We start from the raw sequence: 24,238 nt of genomic DNA, 5'->3' as shown, positions 1-24,238 counted from the left end.
CCACGGTAGGACGGGCAAGGGTCCGAAGCGTGGAAGCTGCTCGCATTGTCTCTCCTGGTGACAGTCGTGGTGGCGGCGCTCGCCGCCGGTGCGCAGTCCTACTTTGCCCGTCCGCCGCGACCACCACCACCGAATTCGGTCCGGCTCAGCGCACGGACGCGGCCGTACTCGGCCAGGGCGTGAAAGGCGGCCTTGGGCGTCCACGAGCCGTCCGGCAGGACGCGCACGATCCCCCGTGACGCCAGGTCGTAGTCGTGCTCGAGGTCGCCGGTGGTCGGCAGGTGCCGGTTCGCGAACGTGTACACGAACGCCGCCTCCGCCCCGCCGGCCTCGTAGTCGCGCAGCAGGTCGACGAGGTAGCGTGCCTGGCCCTCCTCGTCGCGCTCCAGCTCCGCGGTGAGCTTCGCCGCACGGCCGTGCTCGTCGTAGGCCACGGGCTCCGTCGCGCCCGCGACGTCGGCCGCGCCGCGGAACGTGCAGCAGCCGAACTCGGTCGCCGCGTACGGCTTGCCCTGCCCCACGGCCGCCGCCAGGGACTGCGGGAACACCGCGGAGTTGGTCGCGTCACGGTAGCCGGCGTCGCTGGCGATGATGTCGAAGGCCGTCCAGTCGACGTCCTCGAGCGGGATCGAGGCGTACCCGACGGGGCCGCCGAAGCGCTCCCGCACCGCGGGCACCGCTTCCGCGAGGAAGTCGCGCACCGCCGCCCGCGCGGCGGGGACCGCCTCCCGCATCCGCATCGGGTCGGTGAACACCGCCATGCGCTCGGTCAGGTCACGGCCGGGCAGGAAACCGTCGGTGAACAGGGAGATCTCGGAACCGGTGAGGTAGACGACCGGGGCGCCGACACGCCGCAGCCGCTCGGCCCGCTCGGCGCCGTCGAGCAGGAACGCCATGAGGCCGTCGCGGTCCAGGCCGTTGGTGAACGGGCAGTACCACACCTCCAACCCCGCCTCGGCCGCCAGCCGCGCGGTCAGCTCCAGCCGGTCCTGCACGCCGCCGGTGACGCGGACCGCGTCGCAGCGCAGCTCGTCGCGGATGACACGCAGGTCGCTGCGCACGACGTCGGGGTCGAACGGCTCGTGGGTGGTGGATCCGGCGCTGACGAAGCCGGTGTCGTAGTTCATGCCGAAGACGCGCATCGAGAACTCCACTCTTAGGGTACGACGCGTACCCTATAAGGTACGGCGCGTACCCTGCAAGGCATGAGCAGGAGGCGACGGGGCGAGGAACTGGAACAGGCGATCCTGCGGGCCGCGGCGGAGGAACTACGCGAGTCCGGATACGCGGGGATGACGATGGACCGGGTGGCCGCCCGCGCCGGAACCAACAAGAACGCCATCTACCGCCGGTGGCCGCACCGGGCGGCGCTGGGCGTCGCGGCGTACCGCCACCTGTCCGACGCGGCCATGCCGAATCCGGACACGGGCACGCTGCGAGGCGACGCGCTCGAGATGCTCCGGCTCGCGAACGAGACGTGGTCGTCGCCGCACGGGGCCGTCCTGCGCGGCCTGCTCGCCGCCGCGGCTGACGATCCGGAGCTGCTCACGCTCATGCGCGAACGATCCGGCGCCGACACCATGGACCGTGCGTGGACCGGGATGCTGGAACGGGCCGCGGCCCGGGGCGAGGCGCCTGCGGCGGCCGTCCGTCACCGGGTGGCGACGGTACCGATGATGCTGCTCCGCGCCGAGTACGCGATGCGCGGCGTCCCGTCCGTCCCCGACGAGGTGCTGGTCGAGATCGTGGACGAGGTGTTCCTGCCCCTGGTACGTGGTCGCGGCTGACGCCACAGTTCATCGGCGGACCCGCGCGATGTCGAGGCGCCGGCGCAGCACCCGTGGAGCGTGGGCGAGCACACCCGGGCCGTACCGGCGGCCGCCGCCGCCCACAGCGGCAACGCGCCACCGTGGACCACCAGGACGATCACCAGCGTCAGGACGAGGACCGGCGGCAGCCCGACGAGCGTCTCCACCGCCGTGTCCACCACCACCTGATCGTCGCCCCCAACGGGTTGACCGGTGGCGAACCGGAGCATCCGCCGGGTCGGCGATCCGTAGGGTTCGGATCGACAGCAGGCATCTGCGCCGACTGAGGGGCGGCCGAGGACCGGTGGCAGCGCGTACGCATCGCCCGTCGCCCGCCCTGCTGGTCAGCCTGGCCACCTCGGCCGGTCTGCTGGCAGCGCTGAGCGCGGCCGTCCGGAGCCGCCGGGTGCCGCCCTGGGAACGGGACCTGTTCGCCCTCCTCAACCACCTTCCCGCCGGGCTGACTCCGGTCCTGGTCCTGGTCATGCAGCTCGGCTCCTACCCGGCGGTGTTCGTCGCCGCCACCGCGGCCGTCCTGGCCCGCCGGATCGGCACGGCGTGGAGCCTGCTGCTGGCCGGGAACCTGGCGTACTGGCTCGCGGTCGCCGCCAAGGCCGCGGTCACCCGGCAGCGGCCGGCGGCGTTGCTCACCGATGTGGTCCTGCGGGAGACGATCACCGGGCGGTACGGATACCCCTCGGGACACGTCGCGGTCGCCACCGCCCTGGCGCTCGTCGCGGCGCGGGCCGGGGGCACCCGGTGGCGCCGGGCGGCCTGGGTGGCGATCGCCCTGGTGGCCGGGGCCCGGATCCACGTCGGGGCGCACCTGCCGGTCGACGTGCTCGGCGGGTTCCTCGTCGGCTGGCTCGCGGTCTGCGTGACGCGGCTCGTGGTCGGCGAGGTCGGGCCGCAGCGGTCGGTGCCCGCCCTGCGGGCGGCGCTGCGGCGGCGCGGGATCGACGTGGCAGGGCTGACGCCGATCCACGGTGACGCCCGGGGTTCGCAGCCGTGGCGGGCGGTCACCACCGGCGGGCGGCAGTTGTTCGTCAAGGTGACCGGCGGCGAGCAGCGCGACGCGGACTGGGCCTACAAGCTCTACCGCCGGGCGCGGTACCGGCACGTGGCCGACGCGCCCCCGTATCTCAGCGCCCGCCAGCAGAGCGAACACGAAACCTGCATGACCCTGCTGGCCGAGCGCGGGGGCGTGCGGATCCCGGCGGTCGTCACGACCGCCGCGATGTCCGGCGGGGACGCCGTCCTGGTGCAGGAGTTCATCGACGCCGCCCCGCTGCACGCCGTCGTCGGACCGGTCCCGCCCGCCGCCGTGCGCGACGCGTGGGACCAGGTGGGTCGCCTGCACCGGGCCGGCATCGCACACCGCGACCTGCGCGCCGCGAACGTGCTCGTCGGCCGGGACCACGTCTACCTGGTGGACCTGGGCTTCGCCGCCGACGACGCCCCGGCCGACCAGCGGGCCCGTGACGTCGTCGAGCTGATGGTCGCGCTGTCCACGCGGGTGGACCCCGCCGCTGTGGTCGCCGCCGCGGTCGACCGTCTGGGCGCCGCGGCGGTCGCGGACAGTGTGCCGTTCCTGCAACCCGCGGTGCTGTCCCGCGCCGGCCGCAGCGCCCTGCGCGGCCGTCCCGGCATGCTCGACAGCCTCCGTCAGGAGATCGTGCGGCGCTGCCCCGACCGCGACCGCCCGGCGGCGAAGGTGGTCCGGTTCAACCGCCGCACCGTCCTGGAGCTGCTGATCCTGGGGCTGATCGTGCACCTGCTGCTTCCGCAGCTCGGCGAGATACGCACCGCGGCGCGTCTGATCCTGCACGCCGATCCGCTCGCGGTCGCCGCGGCGCTGCTCGGCTCAGCCCTGACCTACCTGCTCAGCGGCGTCGTGCTCCGGCTCGCCGCGGCCAAGCGGATCCCGCTGGGCGAGGCCACCCTGGTGCAGGTGGCCGCGTCGTTCGCCAACCGGCTGGCTCCCGGCAGCCTCGGCGGTGCCGCGCTCAGCCTGCGGTACCTGCACCAGAGGGAACTCACCACCGCCGACGCGGCCACTGCCGTCGGTGTCTCCCGCGCCGCCGGTGCGGTGTCGGTCGTGCTGCTCCTGCCGGTGCTGCTGCCGTTCGCCCGCCGGCCCGCCCGCATCCTCACCCATGACGCGACCAGGGCGATACCGCTGCTGCTGGGCGCCCTGGCTGTGCTGCTCGTCCTGGCGGCCGTCCTCGCCGCGCCACGGCTCCGGCGACGCGGCCGGCCAGGTCGTCACCGCCCTGCGCGCCCTGACCCGTCAGCACGGCCTGTGGTGGCTCGTCGTCGCGTCCACGGCGCTCACCCTCACCTACGGCCTCTGTCTCTACCTCGCGCTTCTCGCCACCGGCCCGCTCCCCCTCGCGCACCTGCCCCCGGTGATCCTGGTCTGCCTCGTCGGCGAGGGCGTCTCGTCCGCCGCGCCCACCCCCGGCGGGCTCGGCGCCACCGAGGCCGCGCTCGTCTCCGGGCTGCTGCTCTACGGAGTGCCACTGGACGCCGCCGTCGCGGGCACCCTGATCTACCGTCTCGCGACGTTCTGGCTCCCGGTACCGCCGGGGTATGTGGCCTTCCGGCTCCTGACCCGCCGCCGGCTGCTGTGAGCGCCACAGTCGCGGCGGCCGGCGGCGGTACGCGGGGCGGCCTCAGCCGGGGGCACCGGCCCGGATGTCGTCGACGAGTTCCCGTACGGCCTCCCGGTACTCCGGCTCGTTGTGGTAGTGCCAGTGGCGTTCGACGGGTGGCGGCACGGTGTCCGGCGCCTCCACGACGACGCTGCGCGGATCCCGCAGCCGGACGTCGACCGCCTCGGCGGCCGGGGGCAGGTGGGCCCGCAGACCCGGGTCGGCGAAGATCGGGCCGCCGATCGGATCGGTGTCGCGCCACAGGTTGCGCCAGCGCCAGCCGATCCGGTCGCCGACGTCGCGCAGCGCCTCCTCACCGAGATAGGCGGGGTAGAGGCGGGCGTAGATGCGGTGCAGTGGACTGCCGTGGGTCAGCAACGCGACGTGGGGCAGGGCCTCCGGCGGCAGTTGCAGGACGGTGGCGGCGGCCAGGACGGAGCCGTGGCTGTGTCCGGAGATCACCACCGGGCCCTGCGCGGCGAGCGCGGAGACCCGCCGGGCCAGCTCCGGTACGGCGCGGGCGGCGTAGCACGGCGGCGCGAACGGGTGCACCGTACGCGGCCAGAACGTGCCCAGGTCCCACAGGACGCCGACGAGCCGGCGGGTCTCCGGCGACCGGTACGCCCGGTAGCCCAGGATCAGCAGCCCGATGACGAGCAGACTGATGGCCCAGATGCCGACGTCCGTCACGTACGCGGTCAGCACGGCGAGCGTGTCGTGCCGACGGCCGAGGCGGGCGACGAGCTGGGTCGGGCCGATCCCGATCAGGTCGAGCGCGACGGTGGCGAGCCCGACCGACGAGATCACGAAGAACGCCACGAACGTCGGCCCCAGTTCGTCGGTCACGAAGGACCGGGCGATCGTCGATCGGACCGCGTCGAGTCGTGGTGTCGCCTCGGCGGGCGCGTCGGGATAGTCGTGCTCGACCACGTGCCGCGCGTACGCCCGCCGCCGGCGCCGGGCCACCGGCAGGGTGACGGCGATCGCCGCGCTGACGACCAGCAGAGCGGCGAGCCCGGCCAGCGCCGCCCACCAGTACCCGACGGGGGGTTCCAGCGGTCCCAGGGCGGGTGGGTTGTTCCGGATCGGGTCGGGGATGCGGCCCCGGTCGAGCTGGTCCGCCGTCCGGAACACGAGCGTGGCCGTGTAGGCGGAGGCGACGGTGACCGACATGGCGGCGACCAGCGGTGTGCCGAGCCCCCGGAGCAGGGCGCGGGAACCGGCCGGCCGGGCGCGCCGGCGCACGAGCGTCACCGCGGCGATCAGGACCAGCATCAGGCCCTGCGCCGCGACCAGACCGGCGACGGCGCCCTCGTAGCCGGGCATCTGCCCGGCCGGCACGGGCACCTCCCGCCGGGACACGGCGTACCCCAGACTCGACACGGTGGCGACCGCGACCAGGATCCAGACCGCGCGGCGCAACGGCCCGGCCCGCCCGGCGGGGACCGTCACTGTCAGCAGCACGGCGCAGAGGACCACGAGCCCGGCGGTGAGGCCGAGCAGCCCGACGGCGACGGCGCTCCACCGGCCGTGCGACACCGCGACGACGAGGCTGACGCCGACGGTGCCGGCACCGAGACCCACGTGGATCTGGCGCAGCCACGAGGTCATCTGCTCGTCGTGCCAGACCCCGGGGGCGGCGAGACTCCCGGTGGACTCCAGGAACCGCCCGCGCGGCGGGGCCGAGCCGAAGCCCTCGAAAGCGGCGGCCGACCGCTTCCCGACGGCCCAGAACACCCGCAGCGCCAGCAGCGGGACCAGTGCCAGCACGGCCAGGCGCGGGCCGATCGGCAACGCCACCAGCCACGACAGGTACGGTCTCCCCTCCCGGCACTCGGCGTACGGGACGCACTGCCAGCCGGTCAGGTTCATGGTGACCCCGACCAGCGCCAGCGTGAACGCCACGGTCAGCGATCCGGCCAGCAGGCGGCACAGCCCGCCGAGCAGGCCGCAGCGGTCCACCGGCGTGGAACGCATCCACACCGCCAGGTTGCTCAGCATGAACGGCAGCAGCACCAGCATCGACGCCGTGCGCACCGCCACCCCGGCGGTCAGGGTTCCCCACCGGTACGCCTCCACCACCACCCCGGCAGTCGCGCCGCCGGCCGAGCCGAGCCCTTCCCGGACCCGGTAGAACCCGGCGTGCCCGTCGCCGGCCACACGCACCACTATCGGATGGTCGACGATCGTCTCCGCCGACGCACCGGACACCCCGTGGATGCGCAGCTCGACGCCTCTGTCGCCGCCGGGTATCTCCACTATCGAAGCGTCACAAAGACGGCCCGCCCCGCGCTGCCGAACGCGGAACAGAGGGTCGCTGTCACCTCATGCCGGCCGCGGCGGCGGTAACCGGGTGCGGACCGGACCGGACGGGAAACCGCACGCCGGTGAGGTCCTCGGAGACGGCCCAGAGCCGCTGCTGGACAGCCACCTCGTACGACTGCGGGCTGGAGGTGACCAGCCGGGGGTGACCCTTCACCTCGTACCGTCCGCCGGGGCCGTAGTACTGGCCGCCGAGCACGGCGGGGTCGGTGGCGGCCCGCAGCGTGGGCAGCGCGCCCATCGCGGGTGTCTGGGTGATCAGCGGCGCGAGCCAGGTGAGCGGGAGCCGCAGGGCCGCCGGGGTGTTGCGGGCGAGTTCGGTGCTGGACATGCCGGGGTGCGCGGCCACCGCGACGGTGGTGCCGTACGGGGCGAGCCGGCGTTGCAGCTCGTACGTGAACATCAGGTTGGCCAGCTTGGACTGCCCGTAGGCGGCGACCCGGCCGTACGAGCGTTCGAAGTGCAGGTCGTCGAAGTGGATCGCGGCCCGGATGCGGTGGCCGACGCTGCTGACCGTCACCACGCGCGAGCCGGGCACCGGCAGCATCAGGTCCAGCAGCAGCCCGGTGAGCGCGAAGTGGCCGAGATGGTTGGTGCCGAACTGGAGTTCGAAGCCGTCCCGGGTGGTCCGCTTCGGGGTGTACATCACGCCGGCGTTGTTGACCAGCAGGTCGATCCGGCCGAACCGGGACCGCAGCGCCGCCGCGGCGGTGCGGACGGAGTCGAGCGAGGTCAGGTCAAGCGCCTGCACGCTCACGTCGCCGGTGAGGCCGGCTGCGGCCCGCTCGCCCTTCCCGACGTCGCGGACGGCGAGCACGACCGAGGCGCCGCGCTCGGCCAGTGCCTTCGCTGTCTCGTACCCCAGTCCGGTGTTGGCCCCGGTCACCACCGCCACCCGCCCGCGCTGGTCCGGGATGTCCGCCGTCGTCCACGTCTCGCCCATGCCACTCCTCCACTTAAAGTACCGGAAGTATCTTGTGCCGTAGACGTTAAGGTACCTCCGGTACGTTGTCAACGTACCGGAGGTACTCAAGTTAGGCTGGCGGGCGTGACTTTCCAGCGGGCCCGGACCGAGGAGCAGCGGGAGATCCGCCGGCGGGCGATCCTCGACGTGGCGTCGGCGATGCTCGACGAGATGCCTGTCGCCGCCGTCACGCTGAACGAGCTGAGCCGCCGGGTCGGCCTGGCGAAGCCGAACGTGCTGCGCTACTTCGAGTCCCGCGAGGCGGTGCTGCTGGAGCTGCTGGACCGCTACCTGCGGGAGTGGCTGACGGAGCTGGCCGACGAGCTGGCCGACGGCGTCGACGCGAACCTGCCGATGGCCGAGCGGGCGACCGCCGTGGCCGGGGTCGTCAGCCGCTCGCTCGCCCGCCGATCGGTGATGTGCGACCTCTTCGGGGCACAGGGCAGCGTCCTGGAGCACAACGTCTCCGTCGAGGTCGTGGCCCGCTACAAGCGCGCCTCCCTGGACCGCCTGGCGACCATGACCGACCTGATGCGGAAATACCTGCCGGAGCTGGGCGGGAACGCGATGCTGTTCAGCCTCCAGACCATGGTTCTGGCGGGAGCGCTGTCGGCGTACAGCACACCGCCGCCGAGCCTCGCGGCGGCCTACCGGGCCGAGCCCGAACTGGCCCGCCTGCACCTGGAGATGGCGGACTCGCTGACGATGGCCCTGACCGCGACCCTGCTGGGCGTGCTGCCCCGGGCCTGACCGGCTGCCCCGCGCGCCACCGGCGCTGCGGGGCAGCCGGACCGTCAGCACCAGGTCAGCGTCGAGTTGACCCGCGTAACGTTGCTGATCGTGTTGTTCGCCCCGCCGCACGGGCTCTGGGTGATGTTCGTGTTGGTGACCGTCAGGTTCTGGAAGCGGATACCGGAGGAGATCGGGAACTCGGTCCGCGAGGCGATCCGCACCTCGCCGCCGCCCGTCACCGTCCCGGACACCCCGGCGATGGTGACGTTGTAGCAGTTCTCCACGAGGATCGAGTTGTTCCCGGTGTTCGAGATCGTCACCCGGTCGATGACCGCGCCGCCGGACTCCGACACGCAGAAGATCCCCCGGCCACCGCCGGACGCGATCACGGTGCCGACCCGGATGTTCGTCGGGTACGAGCTGCCGACCCGGCCGTTGCGGTTGGCCATCCGGAACGCCGCGTACCCGGTTCCGGTGCCGGCGCCCTGCGCGTCGACGGTGCCCACTGTGGCGTTGATCGTGTCGTTGAGCAGCAGGCCGGAGTAGCCGGTGTTGCGCGCGGTGACGGTGCCGATCGTCAGGCCGTCCACGCCGTACGTCTCCACGCCGTGCGCGCCGGTCCCCGACACGTACACGGTGTCGATCCGCACGTTGCGCACCTTGACCGCCCGGTCGCCGCCGTGGTTGTCGATCCGCACCCCCAGGCCGCCGGACAGCCGCATGTCGATCTGGCCGAGCATCAGGTTGTTCACGTTGCGCATGAAGATCCCGTACAGCGGCGCCCCGGTGAGGGTCAGGTTCTGCACCTCGACGTCGGTGGTCCCGCGCGAGTACACGGGCGCATAGTCACCCGACCCCGAGCCGGTCACGTTGATCGTGCCGCAGACCGCGAGCGTCGTGTACGACGGCAGCGACAACCGCGACCCCGCGCTCATCGACCCGGAGCCGCGCACCACCACCCGCTGCTTCGCGGTCCGTCCCGCCGGCAGGGAGTTCACCGCTGCCTGCATCGCGGCGAGCATGTCCCCGCCCGAGTACACGGTCGACGATCCGTTGCGGGCCGTCCAGGTGCCGCCGTTCAGCACGGCCTCGGCCTGGTAGGAGCCGCTGCCGCACCCGGTGGACGGCGGCGGCGTGGTCGGTGTGCCCGCTCCCACCCGCACCATCTGCCACTGCTGGTTGGTGCCGTTGAGATCGGCGTACTGGCTGACCCGGGCGCCGTCGGCGGTCGACCTCTCCCAGACCTCCAGTGCCTTGCCGGAGTGCCTGTTTATCAACCGGATGTAGCCGCCGTCCGAGTCGCGCACCTGGAACTGCTGGTTGGCGGCGTTGAGGTCGGGCCACTGCCGGTACTCCGCGCCGTCCGCGACGTTCCACTCCCACAGGTCGACCACCTTGCCGCTGTGCCGGGCACGGAGGCGGTAGTAGCCGCTGCCGGAGGAGACGAACTGGAACTGCTGCCACTCGCCGTCGTTGCGGGACCACTGCTGGATCGCCGCGCCGTCGCTGGTCGAGGTGTCCCGGACGTCGAGGACCTTGCCGCTGTTGCGGTTGACGAGCACGTACCAGGCGCTGGTGTCGATGGTGGCCGCCTGCGCCGACGGCGCGGCCACCACTGCCACGCCGATCGCGGCGGCCAGCGCCGCCACCAGGGTCAGCGCCAGGCCGGCGCGCCGGCCCCGGCGGGCGCCGGGCGGCGACGTCACTGCGGGGTTGAGCATCGTTCGACCTCCGAGAAAGGGGTACGCCGAGTCCGGCGCAGCGGTTGTCGGGGCGCCTACTCCAGGTGGAACGTGGCCGCGGCCCGGTCCGCGCCCGTACCCACCGTTTCGAGCTGGAGCAGTCCGTCCCGGTGGCGGACGTACCGGCCGGGGTAGTTCTGCGATTCCAGGGAGAGCCCCTCGGTCGTGGCCAGGCCCGGCCGGCGCTGGAAGCTCGCGTCGCCGTCGAACAGGGCCGAGCCGTCGTCGCGTTCGACGTAGAGAGCGAAGGCCCGGTGCCGCAGGTAGTAACCGGGGAAGTTCGTCGACTCCAGCGACACCGATCCGGCGCCGGCGAGACCGGGGACGAGGCGGAACTGCGAGTCGGCGAGGTTGGTGACGTTCGGTTCGACCCGGGCCCGGTAGTCGTAGTGCCGGACGTAGGCGGCCGGGAGATCGTGCGAGCGCAACCGGACCGGTGTGGCGCCGTCGGGTACGGGGATGCCGAGGTTCGGCGTGCCGTCGGCGTTCCAGTACAGCTTCTGGATCCGGGTCCGCCGGTTCGGGTCGTTGAGCGGATCACCGCTGATGTCCCGGTAGTTGCGGTCGTGGTAGACCAGGATGTCGCTCTGCCCGTCCTCGGAGACGGTGAAGGAGTTGTGGCCGGGGCCGTACTGGCCGGTGGCGGCGTTGCTCGCGAACACCGGGGTCGGGCTCTTGCTCCAGGAGGCGGGGTTGAGCAGGTTCGCGCCGGCCGACGCGGTGAGCATGCCGAGGCAGTAGTTCGCGTCGGTGGCGCTGGCCGAGTACGTGAGGAAGACCCGGCCGTTGCGCTGGATCACAGCCGGTCCTTCGGCGACGCGGTAACCGCGGGTCTCCCAGTCGTACGCCGGCACGACCAGCCGGGCCACCGGGCCGGTGATCTGCCACGGTTCAGCGCCCGTCCGGGCGAGGTAGACGTTGGAGTTGGTGGCGATACCCGGTTCCTGCTGGGCCCAGGTCAGATACCGCACCCCGTTCACCACGAACGTCGAGGCGTCCAGGCTGAACGTGTCCCACGGGGTGGTGATCCGGCCGCGTTCGGTCCACGAGCCGGTCAGCGGGTTCGCGCTCGCGTTCTCCAGCACGTACATCCGGATCCGCCACACGTCGTCGGTCCGCCCGGCGGCGAAGTAGACGTACCACCTGCCGTCTATGAAGTGGATCTCCGGAGCCCAGATGTGGGCGCCCATCTCGCCGCTCGTGTGCCGGCGCCAGATCGTCGTCTCCGTGGCGGTGGCCAGCCCTTGCAGCGTGGTGGCCCGCCGGAGCACGATCCGGTCGTACTGCGGCACCGTCGCGGTCATGTAGTAGTAGCCGTCGGTGTGCCTGACGATGTGCGGGTCGGCCCGCTGGTTCACCAGCGGGTTGGTGTGGTTCACCGCGGGCGCCGCCCGCGCGGGGCCGGGCACGGCGAGACCGGCGGACGCGGTGAGCATCGCGAGCGCCGCGGCCAGGATCGGCCGCAGACGACGGCGGGCCGGGTCGGCGGTGCGGGCCGGGTCGGCGGCCGTGCGGCGGGCCGGGTGGAGAAGGTGACGAGGCGACATGCGCGCCCTCCCTGGTGGCCGGTTCAGTACACGTAGGGCCAGGCAGCGGCGTCGTAGCCGATGCGGTTGACGCCGAGCAGCGACGCGCCGTTCTCGGCGTAGTAGTGGTAGAAGAGGACGTCGCCGTCGGTGTCGGCGAGGACCGCCTGGTGGCCGGGGCCGTGCACGCTGCCGTGCGAGGCCAGGATCTGAGTGCCGCCCCCGGCGAGCATGTCCCGGCCCGCGCGGTCGACGAACGGCCCGGTGGGGCTCGCCGAGCGACCGACCATGATCCGGTACGTGCTGGCGGCACCCTGGCAGCATCTGTCGAACGAGACGTACAGGTAGTACCAGGCGCCGCGCTTGACCAGGACGGGTGCCTCGATGCCGGGGCCGTAGTTCGCGAGCGCGTACATGGCGGTGCCGAGCCGGCGTCCGGTGGCCGGGTCGATCGGGATCATCTTGATGCCGGACCAGAACGAGCCGAAGGTGAGCCACCAGCGGCCCTGGTCGTCGACGGTGAGGTTCGGGTCGATGGCGTTGAAGTCGTCGGTGGTCCGCGACTCGACGACCAGCCCCTCGTGGGTCCAGCTCCCGGAGTTCCCGGTGGTGCTGGTGGCCAGGAAGATCGCCGAGCGGTTGGAACCGAACGTGGACGCCGAGTAGTACAGGTGGTAGCGCCCGTTGCGGTACGACAGGTCCGGCGCCCACAGGTTGCGCGCTCCCCCGGTGTACGTGGTGGTCCACGGCGCGCCGCCGGGGAAGACGGCGCCCGCGTTGCGGAAGGCGATCCGGTCGGCGGAGGTCTTCAGCGCGATGCCGTCACCGGTGTGCGCGACGAGGTAGGTGCCGTCGGGTCGCTTGACCACCGTCGGGTCGTGGACGCCGATGTCCCCGGTCACCCGGCCGGGCTGCGGGTAGGTGGGCGCCGGGGTGGTCGGTGCCGGGGTCGTGGGCGCCGGTGTGGTGGGTGTGCCGCCGCCCAGCCGGATCAGCTGCCACTGCTGGTTGGCGCCGTCGAGATCGGTGTAGCCGGCCAGCCGGCCACCGTCGGCCGTCGACCACTGCCACACGTCGACGACCTTGCCCCACTGCCGGTTCACGAACCGCACGAACCCGCCCGCGGAGTCCTGCAACCGGAACTGCTGGGTGGCCGACGAGCGGTCGGTGCTCTGCACGAGCTGCGTGCCGTCGCCGCCGTCCGGCAACTCCAGCACCTTTCCGCTGTGCCGGGACCGCACCTTGTAGAACCCGCCGCCGGCGTCCACGAACTGCCACTGCTGCACCGCGAGGTCGTTGCGCGTCCACTGGTTCACCGGCGCGTTCTCCGCGGTCGACCAGTCGTACAGGTCCATCGCCTTGCCGCTGTGCCGGTTCACGACGACGTACGACGCGGACGTGTCGACTGTCGCCGCCGACGCCGGCGGCATCCCTGCCACCACCCCCGCGGCGAGGACCAGCGCCGCCGAGACCACGACAGCCGCCGTACGCGTCGTCCGAGCGGTCCCTGTCACCGAAACCTCCTGCGCTCGGCCGCCTCCGGCTCCCGGAAGCACGATCGGGGGCGAAGGATGATGGCTGCGGCGTTACGTCCGGGTTACCGGTCATGTTGTCGATAACATAGATATCTGTCAAGGTCTCGCTGATTTCCGCTGCAGCCCGGCGTCACATCACGGCGCACTCGTCTCACGGCGCGGGCGGTTAGTTAGCGCTAACAGAGCTGCTGACAGGGCTCCGGCCGCACGCCGGAGCCGCGTCGCCGGCTTAGCGCGGGTCGGCCGGACCCGGGTCGTTCGCGTCCACGATGGAGACCGGAGTGCCCAGCTCCACCGTGCGGGACACGGTGCAGAGCCGGTCGTGCGACTGCCGCAGCGAACGCGGCAGTACCTCTCGTGCCCGGTCACCGTCCGCGCCGTCCGGGAACGTCACCGCGAACGTGACGGTGAGGTTCTCCATCCGGTTCCCGGCCTCCGGGTCACGGATCTTGTCGCCGCTCACCGTGACGGCGAACCGGGTCGGTTCGGCGCGCCGGCTGGTCACGTGGTCGACGTCCACGGCGGTGCAGCCGCCGAGGGCCGCCAGCAGCAGTTCCACGGGCGTGAAGGTCGCGTCCTCCCCCGTACCCATCGACAGCTCGCCGCCGCGGGCGTTGCGCGCGACGTATCTGCCCACGCTGGTGCGCTCGATCTCCACCGACCGGAAGGTGTCGTCACTCATGCGACGAACCTACCGAAAAGCGTTCCGCGAACGTGCGGTACACCGGTGTGCCCGGCAACCCGTCACGAACGGCGAACACCACGAGGTCGAACCGGTCGACCACCCGGAGCGCGTCGGCGAACGCGCCGGCCACCGTCGCCGGGTCGTTCCGGAACACCCCGCACCCCCACGCGCCCAGCACCACTGTCCGATGCCCGTGCGCGGCCGCCACCTCCAGCACCCGCCGGGCGCGCCGGCCCAGCGCCGCCGGCACGTCCGCGGCGTGCTCCGGCTGATTGCGCACCATCGCGCCCAGGTTGGGCGCCGCCGCGGTCAGGAAGGACGTCGTGTACGGCTGGTCGAGCAGGTCGCCCTTGTCGTCCCGGAACACCGGCACGCCCGGCGAGTAGACGACCCGGTCGCTGTACCGCAGATCCCGCTGCGCCCGGTGGAAGGCGTAGAAGTCGGGCGCCGCGAGCAGACACGGGTACAGCGCGGACGCGCGGGCGATGCTCTCCTCCTGCGCCTTCGCGCCGCCCAGGAACCCGCCGCCCGGGTTCTTCGCCGACGCGAACACCAGACACGCCGCGCCGGGCCCGAGCCGGCGGGCCGCCTGCAACGTCGACTCGTGCGTCACCTCCAGGTCGCCGGTGCCGGGCTTCGCGCCGTCGACGTGGAGGACCTCGTCCGGCAGGTGCTCACGGGTGCCGGCGACGGCGGCGCGTACCGCCGCTTCGATCGCGATGTCCTCGCCGGCATTGTTGCGATAGCGTCCGGCTTCGGTGATCGCGACCGTCTGCCGGGCGATCTCGCGGAGACGGCCACTCATCCGGCATACCCGTCGATGTCGTGCATGATCGGCAATCTAGGCAGTCTCACCGTGGCGGGCAACCGATTACCGACCGGCGGCGACCTCCCGACCATCGACGTCGATCCACGCTGGGCAGCCGTCGCCGCTCTCGGGGCGGGGGGTCGCGCAGCCCGTCCCGCACAGGGCATAGTGGCCCGCGGCGCCATCGACCGGCATCGCCCGCTCGGGGGAAGAGGTGGTGGGAAGTGACGACGCGCTCACGTGTCCGGCTGGCCCGGGTGGCCGCACTGGTAGCGCTGGCCGGAGGGACGCTCGCGGTGGCGGCGGCACCGGCGACGGCCGCGCCGGAGACGGTGAGCATCCTGAGCGTGTCGGCGGAGAACGTGAAACCCCGCGAGACGGTACGTGTGCAGTTCCGCGTCACCAACGACGGACGCCGCGCCGAGACGGCGATCGTGGTGGTGGGCGGCGGCCCGCGGTGCGCCACCGGCTGCCGGGCGGAGCCGAATCTCCGGCCCGGTCAGAGCCGGACCTTCGACGCGACACTCGTGGCCCCTGACGCTCGCCCGGGCGAGACCACCGGCCTCAACATCTCGGTCGGCGTGCGGCTCGCCGGGCAGAACAGCTACGCGTACAAGATGGTCTACGTCCACGGGCCGGGCGCCTCGCCCTCCGGCGAGGCCGAGCCGGCGGCGGGGGTGAGGGGGGTCTCCGGCCGGGTCGGCGACGCCGAGGAAAAGGCCATCGGCGGGGCGGATCTGACCATCCGGGACAGTGCCGGCCACGAGTACCGGACGACCAGCGACCGCAGCGGCCGGTTCTCGATCACGTCCAGGGCAGGCAGGACGATCGCCGAGGGATCCATCACGGTCCGCGCGACCATGGACGGCTACCGCACCGCCCGCGCGACCGTACGGGGCCGGGCCGGTGACGTCGCGACCGTACGGTTGACCCTCTCCGCGGTGCCGGCGCCGACCACGACGTCGCCGTCGCCCACCGCGGAGGCGAGCCCTCTCGCCGAGGCGGCTGACGACGGCGCCCCCGCGGCCGCGCCGCCCACACTCACGGCCACCGGCGACGAGGGCGGCAGTACGTCGATGTTCCTGCTGGGCGGCCTGCTGGTCGCCGCGGGCCTGGGCGCGCTCGCACTGGTGATGGTGCGGCGCAGGAGCGCACCGGGCGCGGCGGCGGAGGCGGCCGCTCTCCCGGCGGCCCGGCTGCCGGCCGGCGGAGACCTGGCCGACGCGCCGACCGCGATCCTGCACATCGGGCCGGCCGGCGGAAGCCCGGCTGTCCCGGGTCCGCCGGGGCGCGCGAAGGCTCGCCCTACGCCGTCCGCTGCGGGCCGACGACGCTCCAGCAGAGGCCGGCAGGGTCGCGCAACATGACCTGGTGCGACGGGGCAGCCGGCGGCTCGAGGTGGGCGCCCGCGGCCACCGCCCGCCGCAGCACCGACTCGGGGTCCGTCCGCTCGATGGTCAACACCTCGTCACGGTCTGCGGCCACCGACGGGTCGCCCGCCTCCCACCACTCGCTCACGGTCAGGTGATGGCCGCCGACGGCCAGTTCCGCGTGCACGACATGCCCGTCGAGCAGGCACTCCCGTTGGATGGCCACGGCGTCGAAGACGTCCGTGTAGAAGGCGATCGCCTCGCTTGTGTCGCTGACCGTCAGGTGCGGTCCCGTACGCTGGTCCTGTGCCCGCATGAGACTGCTGTCCCTTCGCTACTCGGCGATCCGGGTCCGACCGGTCCAGCGGAAGACCACCGGCTCGACCGCCGCGGCGGCGTTGCCCCGCTCGAAGTGCTCGTACCCGCCGTAGTACAGGATCTTGATCTTCTTCTCGGCCGTGGACACCCGACGGCTGCGCAGGTCGGCCGGCAGGCCGGCCGGGCCGCCCTCCAGGACGACATCGATGACGCCGGCGGCGTCCCGGGCGACCGGATCAGCTTGCGAAACGTCCTTCATGGCACGACCTCCGTCGCATTCCGCACACCTTACGAGCCGCTACAGGGGCGACGGCGGCTCGGTCCACACAGGTCCAACGACACCCGATGCCGGGTGAACCGAACGTAGTGCAGATCACATTTCACCGGCACCCTTAGCGCACCCCTAGATACGCCCTGGGCAGCGACGATGCCCAGACCAGCCCTGTCGGGCGGCGGGGCTCACTCCCAGCGGAAGAAGCGCGTCGCCCCCAGGGAGGCGACGGCGGCCGTGACGGCCAGGGCGATCAGCTGCGGCAGTTCGGGGTCGGCGCCCGCCCACGCCGCGCCGATGGTGTCGACCGTCGCGCCGAGCGGCGAGTAGTCGGCGACGACGGCCAGGGCACTCGGCATCCGGTCGCGGGGCAACCAGGCACCGGCCAGGAAGAGCAGCGGGAAGAACAGCGCGGGGCCGATCGACTGTGCCGCCCTGGCCGACGGCGCCAGCGCCGCGATCAGCAGGCCGACGGCGAACAGACACGCGACCCCGAGGAGGAAGGCCAGCACGAACCCGGGCAGGTTGGCCGGCGCCGGCTGGTCCAGCAGGAACCGCACGGCGATCGCGGTGACCACCGCACCGAGCACGCCCATCACGAGGTTGACCACGACCTGGGCGACCAGCAGCAGCGCGGGCTGCACCGGGGTCGTCGCCAGACGGCGCAGGATCCGGCGTTCCCGGTAGATGCCCAGCGCCATCGGCAGGGTGAAGAGCGCGAGCATGCCGATGGTGAGAGCCAGCGCGAGCGACGGCAGGAACGTCTGCTCGGCGTGCTGCCCGGTGTCGGCGGCTGTACCGGCACGCTGCGGCAGGCCGAAGACGAGCATCAGGCCGATCGGCAGGGCGAAGACGAAGAACAACGACACGGGCTCCCGGAGGAACAGCTTCGTCTCGACGGCGATCAGCTTGGACAGGGCGCTCACGACGACCTCCCGTCGGTCGGGGACTGCGCGGCGGTCCGGCCGCCACGGCCGGTCAGGGCGACGAAGGCGTCGTCGAGGCTGGGCTGCTCGACCCGCAGGTCCGTGTAGGTTGTTCCGTGCCCGTTGAGCACTGACAGGACCGACTGGAGCACGTCCTTCGTGCCGGTCACCGTCACCTCCGCGCCGTAGCGGCTGACCCCGGTCACGTCGGGCGAGGCGAGCAGCAGGGCGTCCTCGACCGGCTCCGCCGGGCGGAAGTGCACACGGTGCTCGCTGCCGACGCGGGCGAGCAGGCCAGCGGGGCTGTCGATGGCCACCACCCGCCCCTTGTCGATGATCGCGATCCGGTCACAGAGTCGTTGCGCCTCCTCCATGAAGTGGGTGACCAGCACGACGGTGACGCCGCGGTCGCGAATCCGCTCGACGAGATCCCAGGTGTCCCGGCGGCCCTGCGGGTCGAGGCCCGTGGTCAGCTCGTCGAGGATGGCGATCTCCGGCCTGCCCACCAGCGCCAGGGCCACCGACAGTCGCTGCTTCTGCCCGCCGGAGAGCTTCTGGAAGTAGGTGTTGCGCTGCTCGGCCAGGCCTAGGTCGGTCAGCAGCTCGTCGATGTCGGCCCGGTTGCGGTAGAAGGACCGGTACAGGTCCAGCGCCTCCCGCACCCGCACCTTGTCCGGCAGCTGGCTCTCCTGGAGCTGGGCGCCGACGCGCTGGCGCACCTCGGTGCGGTCGCGCACCGGGTCCAGCCCGAACACCCGGACGGTCCCGCCGTCGGGACGGCGCAACCCCTGCACGCACTCCACCGTGGTCGTCTTGCCGGCGCCGTTCGGGCCGAGGACGCCGAAGATCTCGCCCTGCTCGACGGTGAAGGAAACGTCGTCGACCGCGACCTTCTCGCCGTACCGCTTCTGCAGATGATCGACCTCGATGACCGGCATCTGGGGTGGTCCTCCTTCATGTGCGGTTTGCCGTCGGAAAGGGCGGACCCCTCGGCTGATCGCGGCGTCGGTTCGCGGGAACGGGCCGGACCCGGGCCGACCGACGCCCGACATCATCCGCGCAACCGATGCGCCGATCAACTGATCGGGTGACGAATCGGGGGTTTCGATGTCGGGGAACGATCCTCCACAGGGGTGCCGCCCGGCGACAGGGGTGTCGCCCGGTCACGCCAGGTGTCCGGGCGTCCGTCCGGGCGGGCGGCGGCTCCGGACGGCTTCTCGCCCACGGATCCGGTGTGGCTCGTCACCGCCGTGCCGGGCACAGCGGCAGCAGCTCGTCGAGCCGGGTCAGAACGACGTCCGGGCCGGCCGTGCGCAGCGTCTCCTCGTCGGACTCGCCCCACAGGGCGGCCACCGCCGTCACCCCGGCCGCCCGCGCGCTGGCCAGGTCGCTGGGCGCGTCGCCGACCATCAGCGCCTCCGCCGGCCGGGCCCCGAGCAGGTGCAGCGCCCGCCGTACGATGTCGGGCGCGGGCTTCGGGCGGGGCACCTCGTCCGAGCCCACCACGTGGTCGACGAGCGGCAACAGGTCGAGCCGGCCGAGCAGGTCCCGGGCGCGTACGCCGCTGCGGCCGGTGGCCACGGCGAGCCCGATCCCCCGCCGACGCAGGGTGCGCAGCAGCTCCGCCGCGCCGACGACCGGGCTGACCCGGTGTGCAAGGCGGTTGCTCTCCCGCACGAACGGCTCGGCGAGCGCCGCTGGCAGACCCATCAGCTCCAGCACCTCCGGCAGGTACCGGCCCGGGTGGCGGCAGTACTCCTCGACCGGGGCCATGCCGTCGCCGACCACCTCGGCGTAGGCGAGGGCGAACGCCTCTCTGGCCACGGCGAGGCTGTCGACCAGCACCCCGTCGAGGTCGAGCACCACCGCCCGGACACCGTCGGGTGCCGCCGTCGCCCTCGCGACCACCGATGTCACCTCCCCGCCCGCACGACCGCCACGGCCGGTAGGGGTGGCAGGCCGCGGAGACCCCCGACTACGGTCAGGACCGTTCTCCCGGCCCACCGGCGCGGCGCACTCGCCCACCCGGATCCGGCGGTACCCCACGACCCTACCGGCGTCGCGGCCCCCGGCAGGGCTCGGACCGGGCCGCTGAGAGGATCGCACCATGCCGCTGCTGGGCTGGCTGACGAAGGGCACCGACGAGCACCCGGACGCGATCCGGGTCGACGGCCGGGCGGTGTCCTGGGTGGAGCTTCGCCGCCTTGCCACGGCGGTGGCCGACGAGCTGCGCGGCGTCGACCGGGTGGCGATCGAGGCCACCGCCACCCTGGAGACCGTGGTCGGCGTGGTGGGCGCGCTGACGGCCGGGGCGGCGGTCGTGCCGATCCCGCCGGACGCCGGGCCGATGGAGCGCGATCACATCCTGCGCGACTCGGGCGCGACGGCGCTGCTGGCCCCGGCCGGCGCGGAACGCACCGTCGGTGACACCGGCCGGCCCGTCGTACCCGTCGACCTGACCCGCCGGTCGGACACCGTCCACCCCGAGCCGGATCCGGCCTGCACCGCGATGATCCTCTACACCAGCGGCACCACCGGCGCCCCGAAGGGCGCCGTGATCTCCCGCCGCGCGATCGCCGCCTGCCTCGACGGGCTGGCCGACGCCTGGACATGGACGCCGGACGACCTGCTGGTGCACGGCCTGCCGCTGTTCCACGTGCACGGGCTGGTGCTCGGCGTGCTCGGACCACTGCGGCTGGGCAGCCGGCTGCACCACGTGGGCCGCCCCCGCCCCGACCGGTACGCCGCCGCCGACGGCACCATGTACTTCGGGGTGCCGACGGTGTGGTCCCGAATCGCCGCCGACCCGGACGCGGCCCGGGCGCTGCGTCCGGCGCGGCTGCTGGTCTCGGGCAGCGCGGCGCTGCCGGCGGCGGTCTTCGCCGACCTCGCCACCCTCACCGGTCACCGGGTCGTCGAGCGGTACGGGATGACCGAGACCCTGATCACTGTGAGCGCCCGGACGGACGGCCCACGCCGGCCCGGCACCGTCGGGCTGGCGCTGCCCGGGGTCCGTACGCGGCTGGTCGGCGACGACGGCACCCCGCTCCCGGCCGACGGGGCGACGATGGGCGAGCTTCAGGTCACCGGCCCCACGCTGTTCGACGGCTACCTCAACCGTCCGGACGCCGACGCGGCGAGCCGTACCCCGGACGGTTGGTTCCGCACCGGGGACGTCGCCACCGTCGACCCGGACGGCTGGCACCGGATCGTCGGCCGGGCGTCGACCGACCTGATCAAGAGCGGTGGCTACCGGATCGGCGCCGGCGAGGTGGAGGACGCCCTGCTGACGCACCCGGGGGTCCGTGAGGCAGCCGTGGTGGGCACCCCGCACCCCGACCTCGGTCAGCAGGTCACCGCGTACGTGGTGGGCGACGGGGTGGGCGAGGCCGAGCTGATCGACTTCGTGGCCCGGCACCTTTCGGCGCACAAGCGACCACGCGAGGTGCGCCTTGTCGACGCCCTGCCCCGCAACGCCCTGGGCAAGGTGCAGAAGACGCGGCTCAGCGCAGACGGTTAGGACGCGACCGCCGGGATGCTGATCGCGGTGACCACCAGCCCCCGCTCGACCAGGAACCTGCCCGCGAACGCCCGCACCTCGGCCCCGCCGAACACCGGACCGGGCACCAGCAGCCGGGCCTCGAACGTGCCGGCCGGGTCGAACACGATGTCCGCCTCGGAGAAGTCCAGCCACTGGCCGGTGAGCGGGAACCACGCCTTGTACACCGCCTCCTTGGCGCTGAACAACAGGCGGTCCCAGCAGACGGCGGGGCGGACCGCGCCCAGCGTGACGGTGCGCGACCGTTCGGCCGGCAGGGCGATCGCTCCAAGCACCCCGTCGGGCAGCGGGGCGTGCGGCTCGGCGTCCACCCCGAGGCTGGCGAACGCCGCCGTACGGCCGACGACCGCCGCCCGGTAGCCATCGCAGTGCGTCATACTGCCGACCACGCCATCCGGCCAGAGCGGGGCACCGCGTGCGCCGGAGACGATCGGCGCCGGGGCGAGGCCCAGCTCGCCGAGGGCCAGCCGGGCGCAGTGCCGCACTGTGGTGAACTCCCGGCGTCGCTTCTCCACCGACCGTGCCACCAGCGCCTCCTCCTCGGGGAACAGGGTCACGCCGGCGGGATCGGTGAAGGACTCGGACACCGCCACGGTGGGGGGCAGGATCTGCTCGATCACGTTGGCCGATGGTAGGCGCTGCGGCACCCCTCGCCGCGGCGGGCCTCGGCGATAGGTGCACCATAGGGGTCGGGTACGGGTGCCGGCCTGCACGGGACAGGTGCCACTCTGAGCGCCGTCCCGGTCCTGCGGGCGGGGCACCTGGATTTGGGGCGGATGGACGCGGGAATGGCGATGCTTACTGGCAAAGTGGTGCGGTTCGACGAGGTGCGGGGCTACGGGTTCATCGCCCCGGACGACGGCAGCGACGACGTGTTCGTGCACGCGAACATGCTCGACGGCGACAAGTGGGCACTGACGCCCGGCGTCCCGGTCGAGTACGACGCGGTGGAGACCGAGCGCGGGCCCAAGGCCGTGCTGGTGCGGGTGTCCGGCGTCGCCCCGGGTGCGGATCGCGTCCCGGCGGCCGGTGCCGGGCTGTCCGCCCGGGCCGGCGTCACGGTCGGCGGCGGGCGCAGCAGGGACAGCGGGCAGGCCACGGGCGGCGCGGAGGACGACGAGGGTCTGTGCGACGTCCTCTCCGAGCGGGCCTTCTCCGCGGAGACCACCGAGGCGCTGGTGACCTCCGTGTCGGACCTGACCGGAGCGCAGATCGTGGCGGTACGTGCGAGGATGCTGGAGCTGGCCCGGCGGCACGGCTGGGTGGAGGGCTGACCGTGGCGGGGGCGGGTCACCGCCGCCCGCTGTCCGGCCGGCTCAGCCGCGGGCGATCAGCAGGGACTTCCTGATCCGCCCGAAGGCGCTGCGCGGCAGCTCGTCGACGAAGTGCACCCGCCGGGGGCGCTGGCCCGCCGAGAGGTACCGGCCGACGTGGTCGATGAGCACCTGCGCGGTCACCCCCTCGGCGACGACGTAGGCGGTGACCTGCTCGCCGAGCGCGTGGTGCGGCGTGCCGACGACGGCGGCGTCGCGCACGCCGGGGTGGCTCAGCAACGCCTCCTCGATCTGCCCGGTGGGCATCCGCCGGCCCCGGCTGTGCACCACGTCGAGCCCGCACCGCCCGATGATCCGGTACGTGCCGTCGGGGGCCACGCTGGCCAGGTCCCCGGTGGCGTGCCAGCGACCGGCGGCGAGGCTCCGCCCGCCGACGTACCCGCTGAACAGCGTCGGCCCGCAGACGCTCAGCTCGCCCGCCGACTGGCCGTCGGCCGGCACCGGCCGGTCCTCGCGGTCCAGCACGCGCGTCTCGACGCCGGGCAGGGGGGTGCCGACAGCGCCCGGAACCGTACGGTCGCCGGCCCGCCCGGTCAGCGCGACGAGCGTCTCGGTGGTGCCGTAGGCCTGCACCGGCCGGTGCGAGGTGAGCAGTCGGAGCCGCTCGGCCACGGCGCGGGCCAGCGGACCGTCCGCGGAAACGAGGATCCGCGCCGCGGACAGCGGCCGGGCCCGGTGGCCGTCCAGCGCTATCCTCGCCCACTGGTCGGGCGACGCCAGGTGCATGGAGCCGACCGGCCCGGCGGTGCCGGCGTCATCGAGGTGGACGAAACGGCTTCCGGCCCGCAGTGCGCCGAGCAGGCCGACGACCAGACCGTACGCCCGGAACAGCGGGGTGCCCTGGACGACCACGTCCTCCTCGCTCCAGTGCCACGCACGGGCCAGAAGGTCGAGGTCGGCGGCGATGGCGCGGCGCGAGATGCGCACCCCTCGTGGCGGCCCTGATGCGCCACCGGTGTAGAGGATGACGGCGTCGCTGCCCGGGGCGGGCTCGGGGTGCCGCGTCGAGGCGTGTTCTCGCAGGTCGACCGGGATCGTGGACAGGCCGTCGGCCCCGGACGGGGCACGGCCGAGGATCACCGTCGCTCCGGACTGCCGCAGGATGCGGCGGCGTTCGCGTTCGTCGGCGCCGGGAGGCAGCGGTACGAGCGGCGCCCCGGCGAGGAGGGCGCCGAGCATTCCGACCACCGCTTCCAGCGTCGGTGTGCCGTCGACCGCGACCGCGGTCGCGCCCCTGATCCGATCAGCGACGGCGGTGACGCAGCCCAGCAGGGCCTCGCTGGAGAGGGCTTTTCCGGCCACCGTGACCGCGTCGGCCCGATCCGCACCGAATCCACGCAGCACCGGCAGCAGTGTCATCTCCGCTATCCCCTGCGCGGGGCCGCAACGAGTCGCGGCGGCAGCTGGGACATCACGACGGCCACAGAACCCTTCAGGTCTCGGGCCTGCACGGCCCCATGTCCGGCTATCCAGACGGTGGAGACCGGGTGCCCCGAAATTAGGGCCGGGCTATCGTCGGGCACAACCCCTAGCCGCCGAGTCCGAATCCCCCTGTCCGGGCCTACTGGCCAGCTAGGACCGGATCCCGGCCGTCCGGACACAACGGCCGGCCCGAGCGCTCACTCCGGCTCGGCGAACAATACAGAGACCGCATTTGTCTTCAGCGAGCGAAAACCGATCGGAA

22 protein-coding genes and 1 pseudogene are annotated in these 24,238 nt (G+C 73.1%); 8 read left to right on the top strand and 15 right to left on the bottom strand.

Translation table 11 applies throughout. The features are described from left to right. Positions 1–98: 98 nt before the first annotated feature. Positions 99–1,154 (bottom strand): hypothetical protein, encoded by a 1,056-nt coding sequence (locus ABD52_RS02725; protein ID WP_225319675.1) that lies wholly within the window; start codon positions 1,152–1,154, stop codon positions 99–101. Positions 1,155–1,205: 51 nt separating this feature from the next. Between ABD52_RS02725 and ABD52_RS02720 the strand changes: the two genes are divergently transcribed. The 4 genes and pseudogenes from ABD52_RS02720 to ABD52_RS41360 all read left to right on the top strand — a co-directional run bounded on the left by ABD52_RS02720 (position 1,206) and on the right by ABD52_RS41360 (position 4,441). Continuing rightward, positions 1,206–1,787, top strand: coding sequence for a TetR/AcrR family transcriptional regulator (locus ABD52_RS02720; RefSeq protein ID WP_013477236.1), 582 nt, complete (start codon positions 1,206–1,208; stop codon positions 1,785–1,787). 60 nt (positions 1,788–1,847) lie between these two features. Further along, positions 1,848–1,997 carry a hypothetical protein gene (locus ABD52_RS39675; protein WP_161801599.1) on the top strand — a complete coding sequence of 50 codons (150 nt, stop codon included), beginning with the start codon at positions 1,848–1,850 and terminating at the stop codon, positions 1,995–1,997. A gap of 295 nt (positions 1,998–2,292) precedes the next feature. Then, positions 2,293–4,014, top strand: a pseudogene (locus ABD52_RS02715) (phosphatase PAP2 family protein); the annotation flags it as partial. Next, positions 3,965–4,441, top strand: coding sequence for a YbhN family protein (locus ABD52_RS41360; protein ID WP_255352830.1), 477 nt, complete (start codon positions 3,965–3,967; stop codon positions 4,439–4,441). The pseudogene ABD52_RS02715 and the gene ABD52_RS41360, both read left to right, overlap by 50 nt. 42 nt (positions 4,442–4,483) lie before the next feature. Here the strand turns inward: ABD52_RS41360 and ABD52_RS02710 are convergent, their stop codons facing one another. Both ABD52_RS02710 and ABD52_RS02705 read right to left on the bottom strand, forming a co-directional pair. Continuing rightward, complete coding sequence (locus tag ABD52_RS02710) at positions 4,484–6,721, bottom strand: hypothetical protein (protein WP_235437311.1); 2,238 nt, start codon at positions 6,719–6,721, stop codon at positions 4,484–4,486. A 61-nt stretch (positions 6,722–6,782) separates the two neighbouring features. Next, complete coding sequence (locus ABD52_RS02705) at positions 6,783–7,727, bottom strand: SDR family NAD(P)-dependent oxidoreductase (protein ID WP_047890672.1); 945 nt, start codon at positions 7,725–7,727, stop codon at positions 6,783–6,785. Between the two features lie 105 nt (positions 7,728–7,832). Here ABD52_RS02705 and ABD52_RS02700 point away from each other — a divergent pair, with 105 nt between their 5' ends. Continuing rightward, complete coding sequence (locus tag ABD52_RS02700) at positions 7,833–8,498, top strand: TetR/AcrR family transcriptional regulator (protein ID WP_047890671.1); 666 nt, start codon at positions 7,833–7,835, stop codon at positions 8,496–8,498. A gap of 44 nt (positions 8,499–8,542) precedes the next feature. Here ABD52_RS02700 and ABD52_RS02695 read toward each other — a convergent pair whose 3' ends face one another. The 5 genes from ABD52_RS02695 to ABD52_RS02675 all read right to left on the bottom strand — a co-directional run bounded on the left by ABD52_RS02695 (position 8,543) and on the right by ABD52_RS02675 (position 14,773). Next, a complete protein-coding gene (locus ABD52_RS02695) occupies positions 8,543–10,201 on the bottom strand; it encodes an RICIN domain-containing protein (protein WP_047890670.1) in 1,659 nt (552 codons plus the stop codon). Positions 10,202–10,257: 56 nt separating this feature from the next. Further along, entirely contained in the window at positions 10,258–11,769 is a 1,512-nt protein-coding gene (locus ABD52_RS02690; RefSeq protein ID WP_047890669.1) for a family 43 glycosylhydrolase, read from the bottom strand. 23 nt (positions 11,770–11,792) lie between these two features. Next, the gene (locus ABD52_RS02685; protein WP_047890668.1) at positions 11,793–13,262 is read right to left on the bottom strand and encodes a family 43 glycosylhydrolase; all 1,470 of its coding nucleotides are present in this window, start codon (positions 13,260–13,262) and stop codon (positions 11,793–11,795) included. Between the two features lie 250 nt (positions 13,263–13,512). After that, positions 13,513–13,965 carry an OsmC family protein gene (locus ABD52_RS02680; protein ID WP_013285689.1) on the bottom strand — a complete coding sequence of 151 codons (453 nt, stop codon included), beginning with the start codon at positions 13,963–13,965 and terminating at the stop codon, positions 13,513–13,515. After that, on the bottom strand, positions 13,958–14,773 hold the full coding sequence (locus ABD52_RS02675) for a TIGR02452 family protein (RefSeq protein ID WP_013285688.1): 816 nt from the start codon (positions 14,771–14,773) through the stop codon (positions 13,958–13,960). The genes ABD52_RS02680 and ABD52_RS02675 overlap by 8 nt, the downstream gene beginning before the upstream one ends. A 227-nt stretch (positions 14,774–15,000) precedes the next feature. Between ABD52_RS02675 and ABD52_RS02670 the strand changes: the two genes are divergently transcribed. Next, positions 15,001–16,143, top strand: a complete 1,143-nt coding sequence (locus ABD52_RS02670; protein ID WP_047890667.1) for a carboxypeptidase-like regulatory domain-containing protein — start codon at positions 15,001–15,003, stop codon at positions 16,141–16,143. On the opposite strand, the gene ABD52_RS02665 is transcribed toward ABD52_RS02670, so the two are convergent. The 5 genes from ABD52_RS02665 to ABD52_RS02645 all read right to left on the bottom strand — a co-directional run bounded on the left by ABD52_RS02665 (position 16,082) and on the right by ABD52_RS02645 (position 19,569). Next, complete coding sequence (locus ABD52_RS02665) at positions 16,082–16,462, bottom strand: glyoxalase/bleomycin resistance/extradiol dioxygenase family protein (RefSeq protein ID WP_013285654.1); 381 nt, start codon at positions 16,460–16,462, stop codon at positions 16,082–16,084. The genes ABD52_RS02670 and ABD52_RS02665 overlap by 62 nt on opposite strands. Before the next feature lie 18 nt (positions 16,463–16,480). Then, the gene (locus ABD52_RS02660) at positions 16,481–16,723 is read right to left on the bottom strand and encodes a DUF5988 family protein (RefSeq protein ID WP_013285653.1); all 243 of its coding nucleotides are present in this window, start codon (positions 16,721–16,723) and stop codon (positions 16,481–16,483) included. Positions 16,724–16,923: 200 nt separating this feature from the next. Next, a complete protein-coding gene (locus tag ABD52_RS02655; RefSeq protein ID WP_013285652.1) occupies positions 16,924–17,661 on the bottom strand; it encodes an ABC transporter permease in 738 nt (245 codons plus the stop codon). After that, positions 17,658–18,599 carry an ABC transporter ATP-binding protein gene (locus ABD52_RS02650; protein WP_047890666.1) on the bottom strand — a complete coding sequence of 314 codons (942 nt, stop codon included), beginning with the start codon at positions 18,597–18,599 and terminating at the stop codon, positions 17,658–17,660. The genes ABD52_RS02655 and ABD52_RS02650 overlap by 4 nt, the downstream gene beginning before the upstream one ends. Before the next feature lie 304 nt (positions 18,600–18,903). Beyond that, positions 18,904–19,569: an HAD-IA family hydrolase gene (locus ABD52_RS02645; RefSeq protein ID WP_013285650.1), complete on the bottom strand. Its 666-nt coding sequence runs from the start codon at positions 19,567–19,569 to the stop codon at positions 18,904–18,906. Between the two features lie 199 nt (positions 19,570–19,768). On the opposite strand from ABD52_RS02645, the gene ABD52_RS02640 reads away from it, so the two are divergent. Continuing rightward, a complete protein-coding gene (locus ABD52_RS02640) occupies positions 19,769–21,181 on the top strand; it encodes an acyl-CoA synthetase (RefSeq protein ID WP_047890665.1) in 1,413 nt (470 codons plus the stop codon). Here the strand turns inward: ABD52_RS02640 and ABD52_RS02635 are convergent. After that, positions 21,178–21,840: a 4'-phosphopantetheinyl transferase gene (locus ABD52_RS02635; protein ID WP_013477263.1), complete on the bottom strand. Its 663-nt coding sequence runs from the start codon at positions 21,838–21,840 to the stop codon at positions 21,178–21,180. The genes ABD52_RS02640 and ABD52_RS02635 overlap by 4 nt on opposite strands. A 156-nt stretch (positions 21,841–21,996) precedes the next feature. On the opposite strand from ABD52_RS02635, the gene ABD52_RS02630 reads away from it, so the two are divergent. Continuing rightward, positions 21,997–22,494: a cold-shock protein gene (locus tag ABD52_RS02630; RefSeq protein WP_030268717.1), complete on the top strand. Its 498-nt coding sequence runs from the start codon at positions 21,997–21,999 to the stop codon at positions 22,492–22,494. 42 nt (positions 22,495–22,536) lie between these two features. On the opposite strand, the gene ABD52_RS02625 is transcribed toward ABD52_RS02630, so the two are convergent. Further along, positions 22,537–23,913 (bottom strand): AMP-binding protein, encoded by a 1,377-nt coding sequence (locus ABD52_RS02625; RefSeq protein WP_047890664.1) that lies wholly within the window; start codon positions 23,911–23,913, stop codon positions 22,537–22,539. Between the last annotated feature and the right edge of the window lie 325 nt (positions 23,914–24,238).

Origin of the sequence: Micromonospora sp. RV43 (assembly GCF_001029515.1) — a bacterium.
Classification (GTDB): domain Bacteria; phylum Actinomycetota; class Actinomycetes; order Mycobacteriales; family Micromonosporaceae; genus Micromonospora; species Micromonospora aurantiaca.
The sequence above is the reverse complement of the archived record's forward strand: the minus strand, read 5'-3'. Positions and strand labels throughout refer to the sequence as shown.

What these genes read in the sequence shown, in the direction of transcription:
- ABD52_RS02720 (WP_013477236.1), top strand. Translation starts at nt 1,206, where the DNA reads ATGAGCAGGAGGCGACGGGGCGAGGAACTGGAACAGGCGATCCTGCGG.
- ABD52_RS41360 (WP_255352830.1), top strand. Translation starts at nt 3,965, where the DNA reads ATGACGCGACCAGGGCGATACCGCTGCTGCTGGGCGCCCTGGCTGTGC.
- ABD52_RS02705 (WP_047890672.1), bottom strand. Translation starts at nt 7,727, where the DNA reads ATGGGCGAGACGTGGACGACGGCGGACATCCCGGACCAGCGCGGGCGG.
- ABD52_RS02695 (WP_047890670.1), bottom strand. Translation starts at nt 10,201, where the DNA reads ATGCTCAACCCCGCAGTGACGTCGCCGCCCGGCGCCCGCCGGGGCCGG.
- ABD52_RS02690 (WP_047890669.1), bottom strand. Translation starts at nt 11,769, where the DNA reads ATGTCGCCTCGTCACCTTCTCCACCCGGCCCGCCGCACGGCCGCCGAC.
- ABD52_RS02680 (WP_013285689.1), bottom strand. Translation starts at nt 13,965, where the DNA reads ATGAGTGACGACACCTTCCGGTCGGTGGAGATCGAGCGCACCAGCGTG.
- ABD52_RS02675 (WP_013285688.1), bottom strand. Translation starts at nt 14,773, where the DNA reads ATGAGTGGCCGTCTCCGCGAGATCGCCCGGCAGACGGTCGCGATCACC.
- ABD52_RS02665 (WP_013285654.1), bottom strand. Translation starts at nt 16,462, where the DNA reads ATGCGGGCACAGGACCAGCGTACGGGACCGCACCTGACGGTCAGCGAC.
- ABD52_RS02660 (WP_013285653.1), bottom strand. Translation starts at nt 16,723, where the DNA reads ATGAAGGACGTTTCGCAAGCTGATCCGGTCGCCCGGGACGCCGCCGGC.
- ABD52_RS02650 (WP_047890666.1), bottom strand. Translation starts at nt 18,599, where the DNA reads ATGCCGGTCATCGAGGTCGATCATCTGCAGAAGCGGTACGGCGAGAAG.
- ABD52_RS02640 (WP_047890665.1), top strand. Translation starts at nt 19,769, where the DNA reads ATGCCGCTGCTGGGCTGGCTGACGAAGGGCACCGACGAGCACCCGGAC.
- ABD52_RS02630 (WP_030268717.1), top strand. Translation starts at nt 21,997, where the DNA reads ATGGACGCGGGAATGGCGATGCTTACTGGCAAAGTGGTGCGGTTCGAC.
- ABD52_RS02625 (WP_047890664.1), bottom strand. Translation starts at nt 23,913, where the DNA reads ATGACACTGCTGCCGGTGCTGCGTGGATTCGGTGCGGATCGGGCCGAC.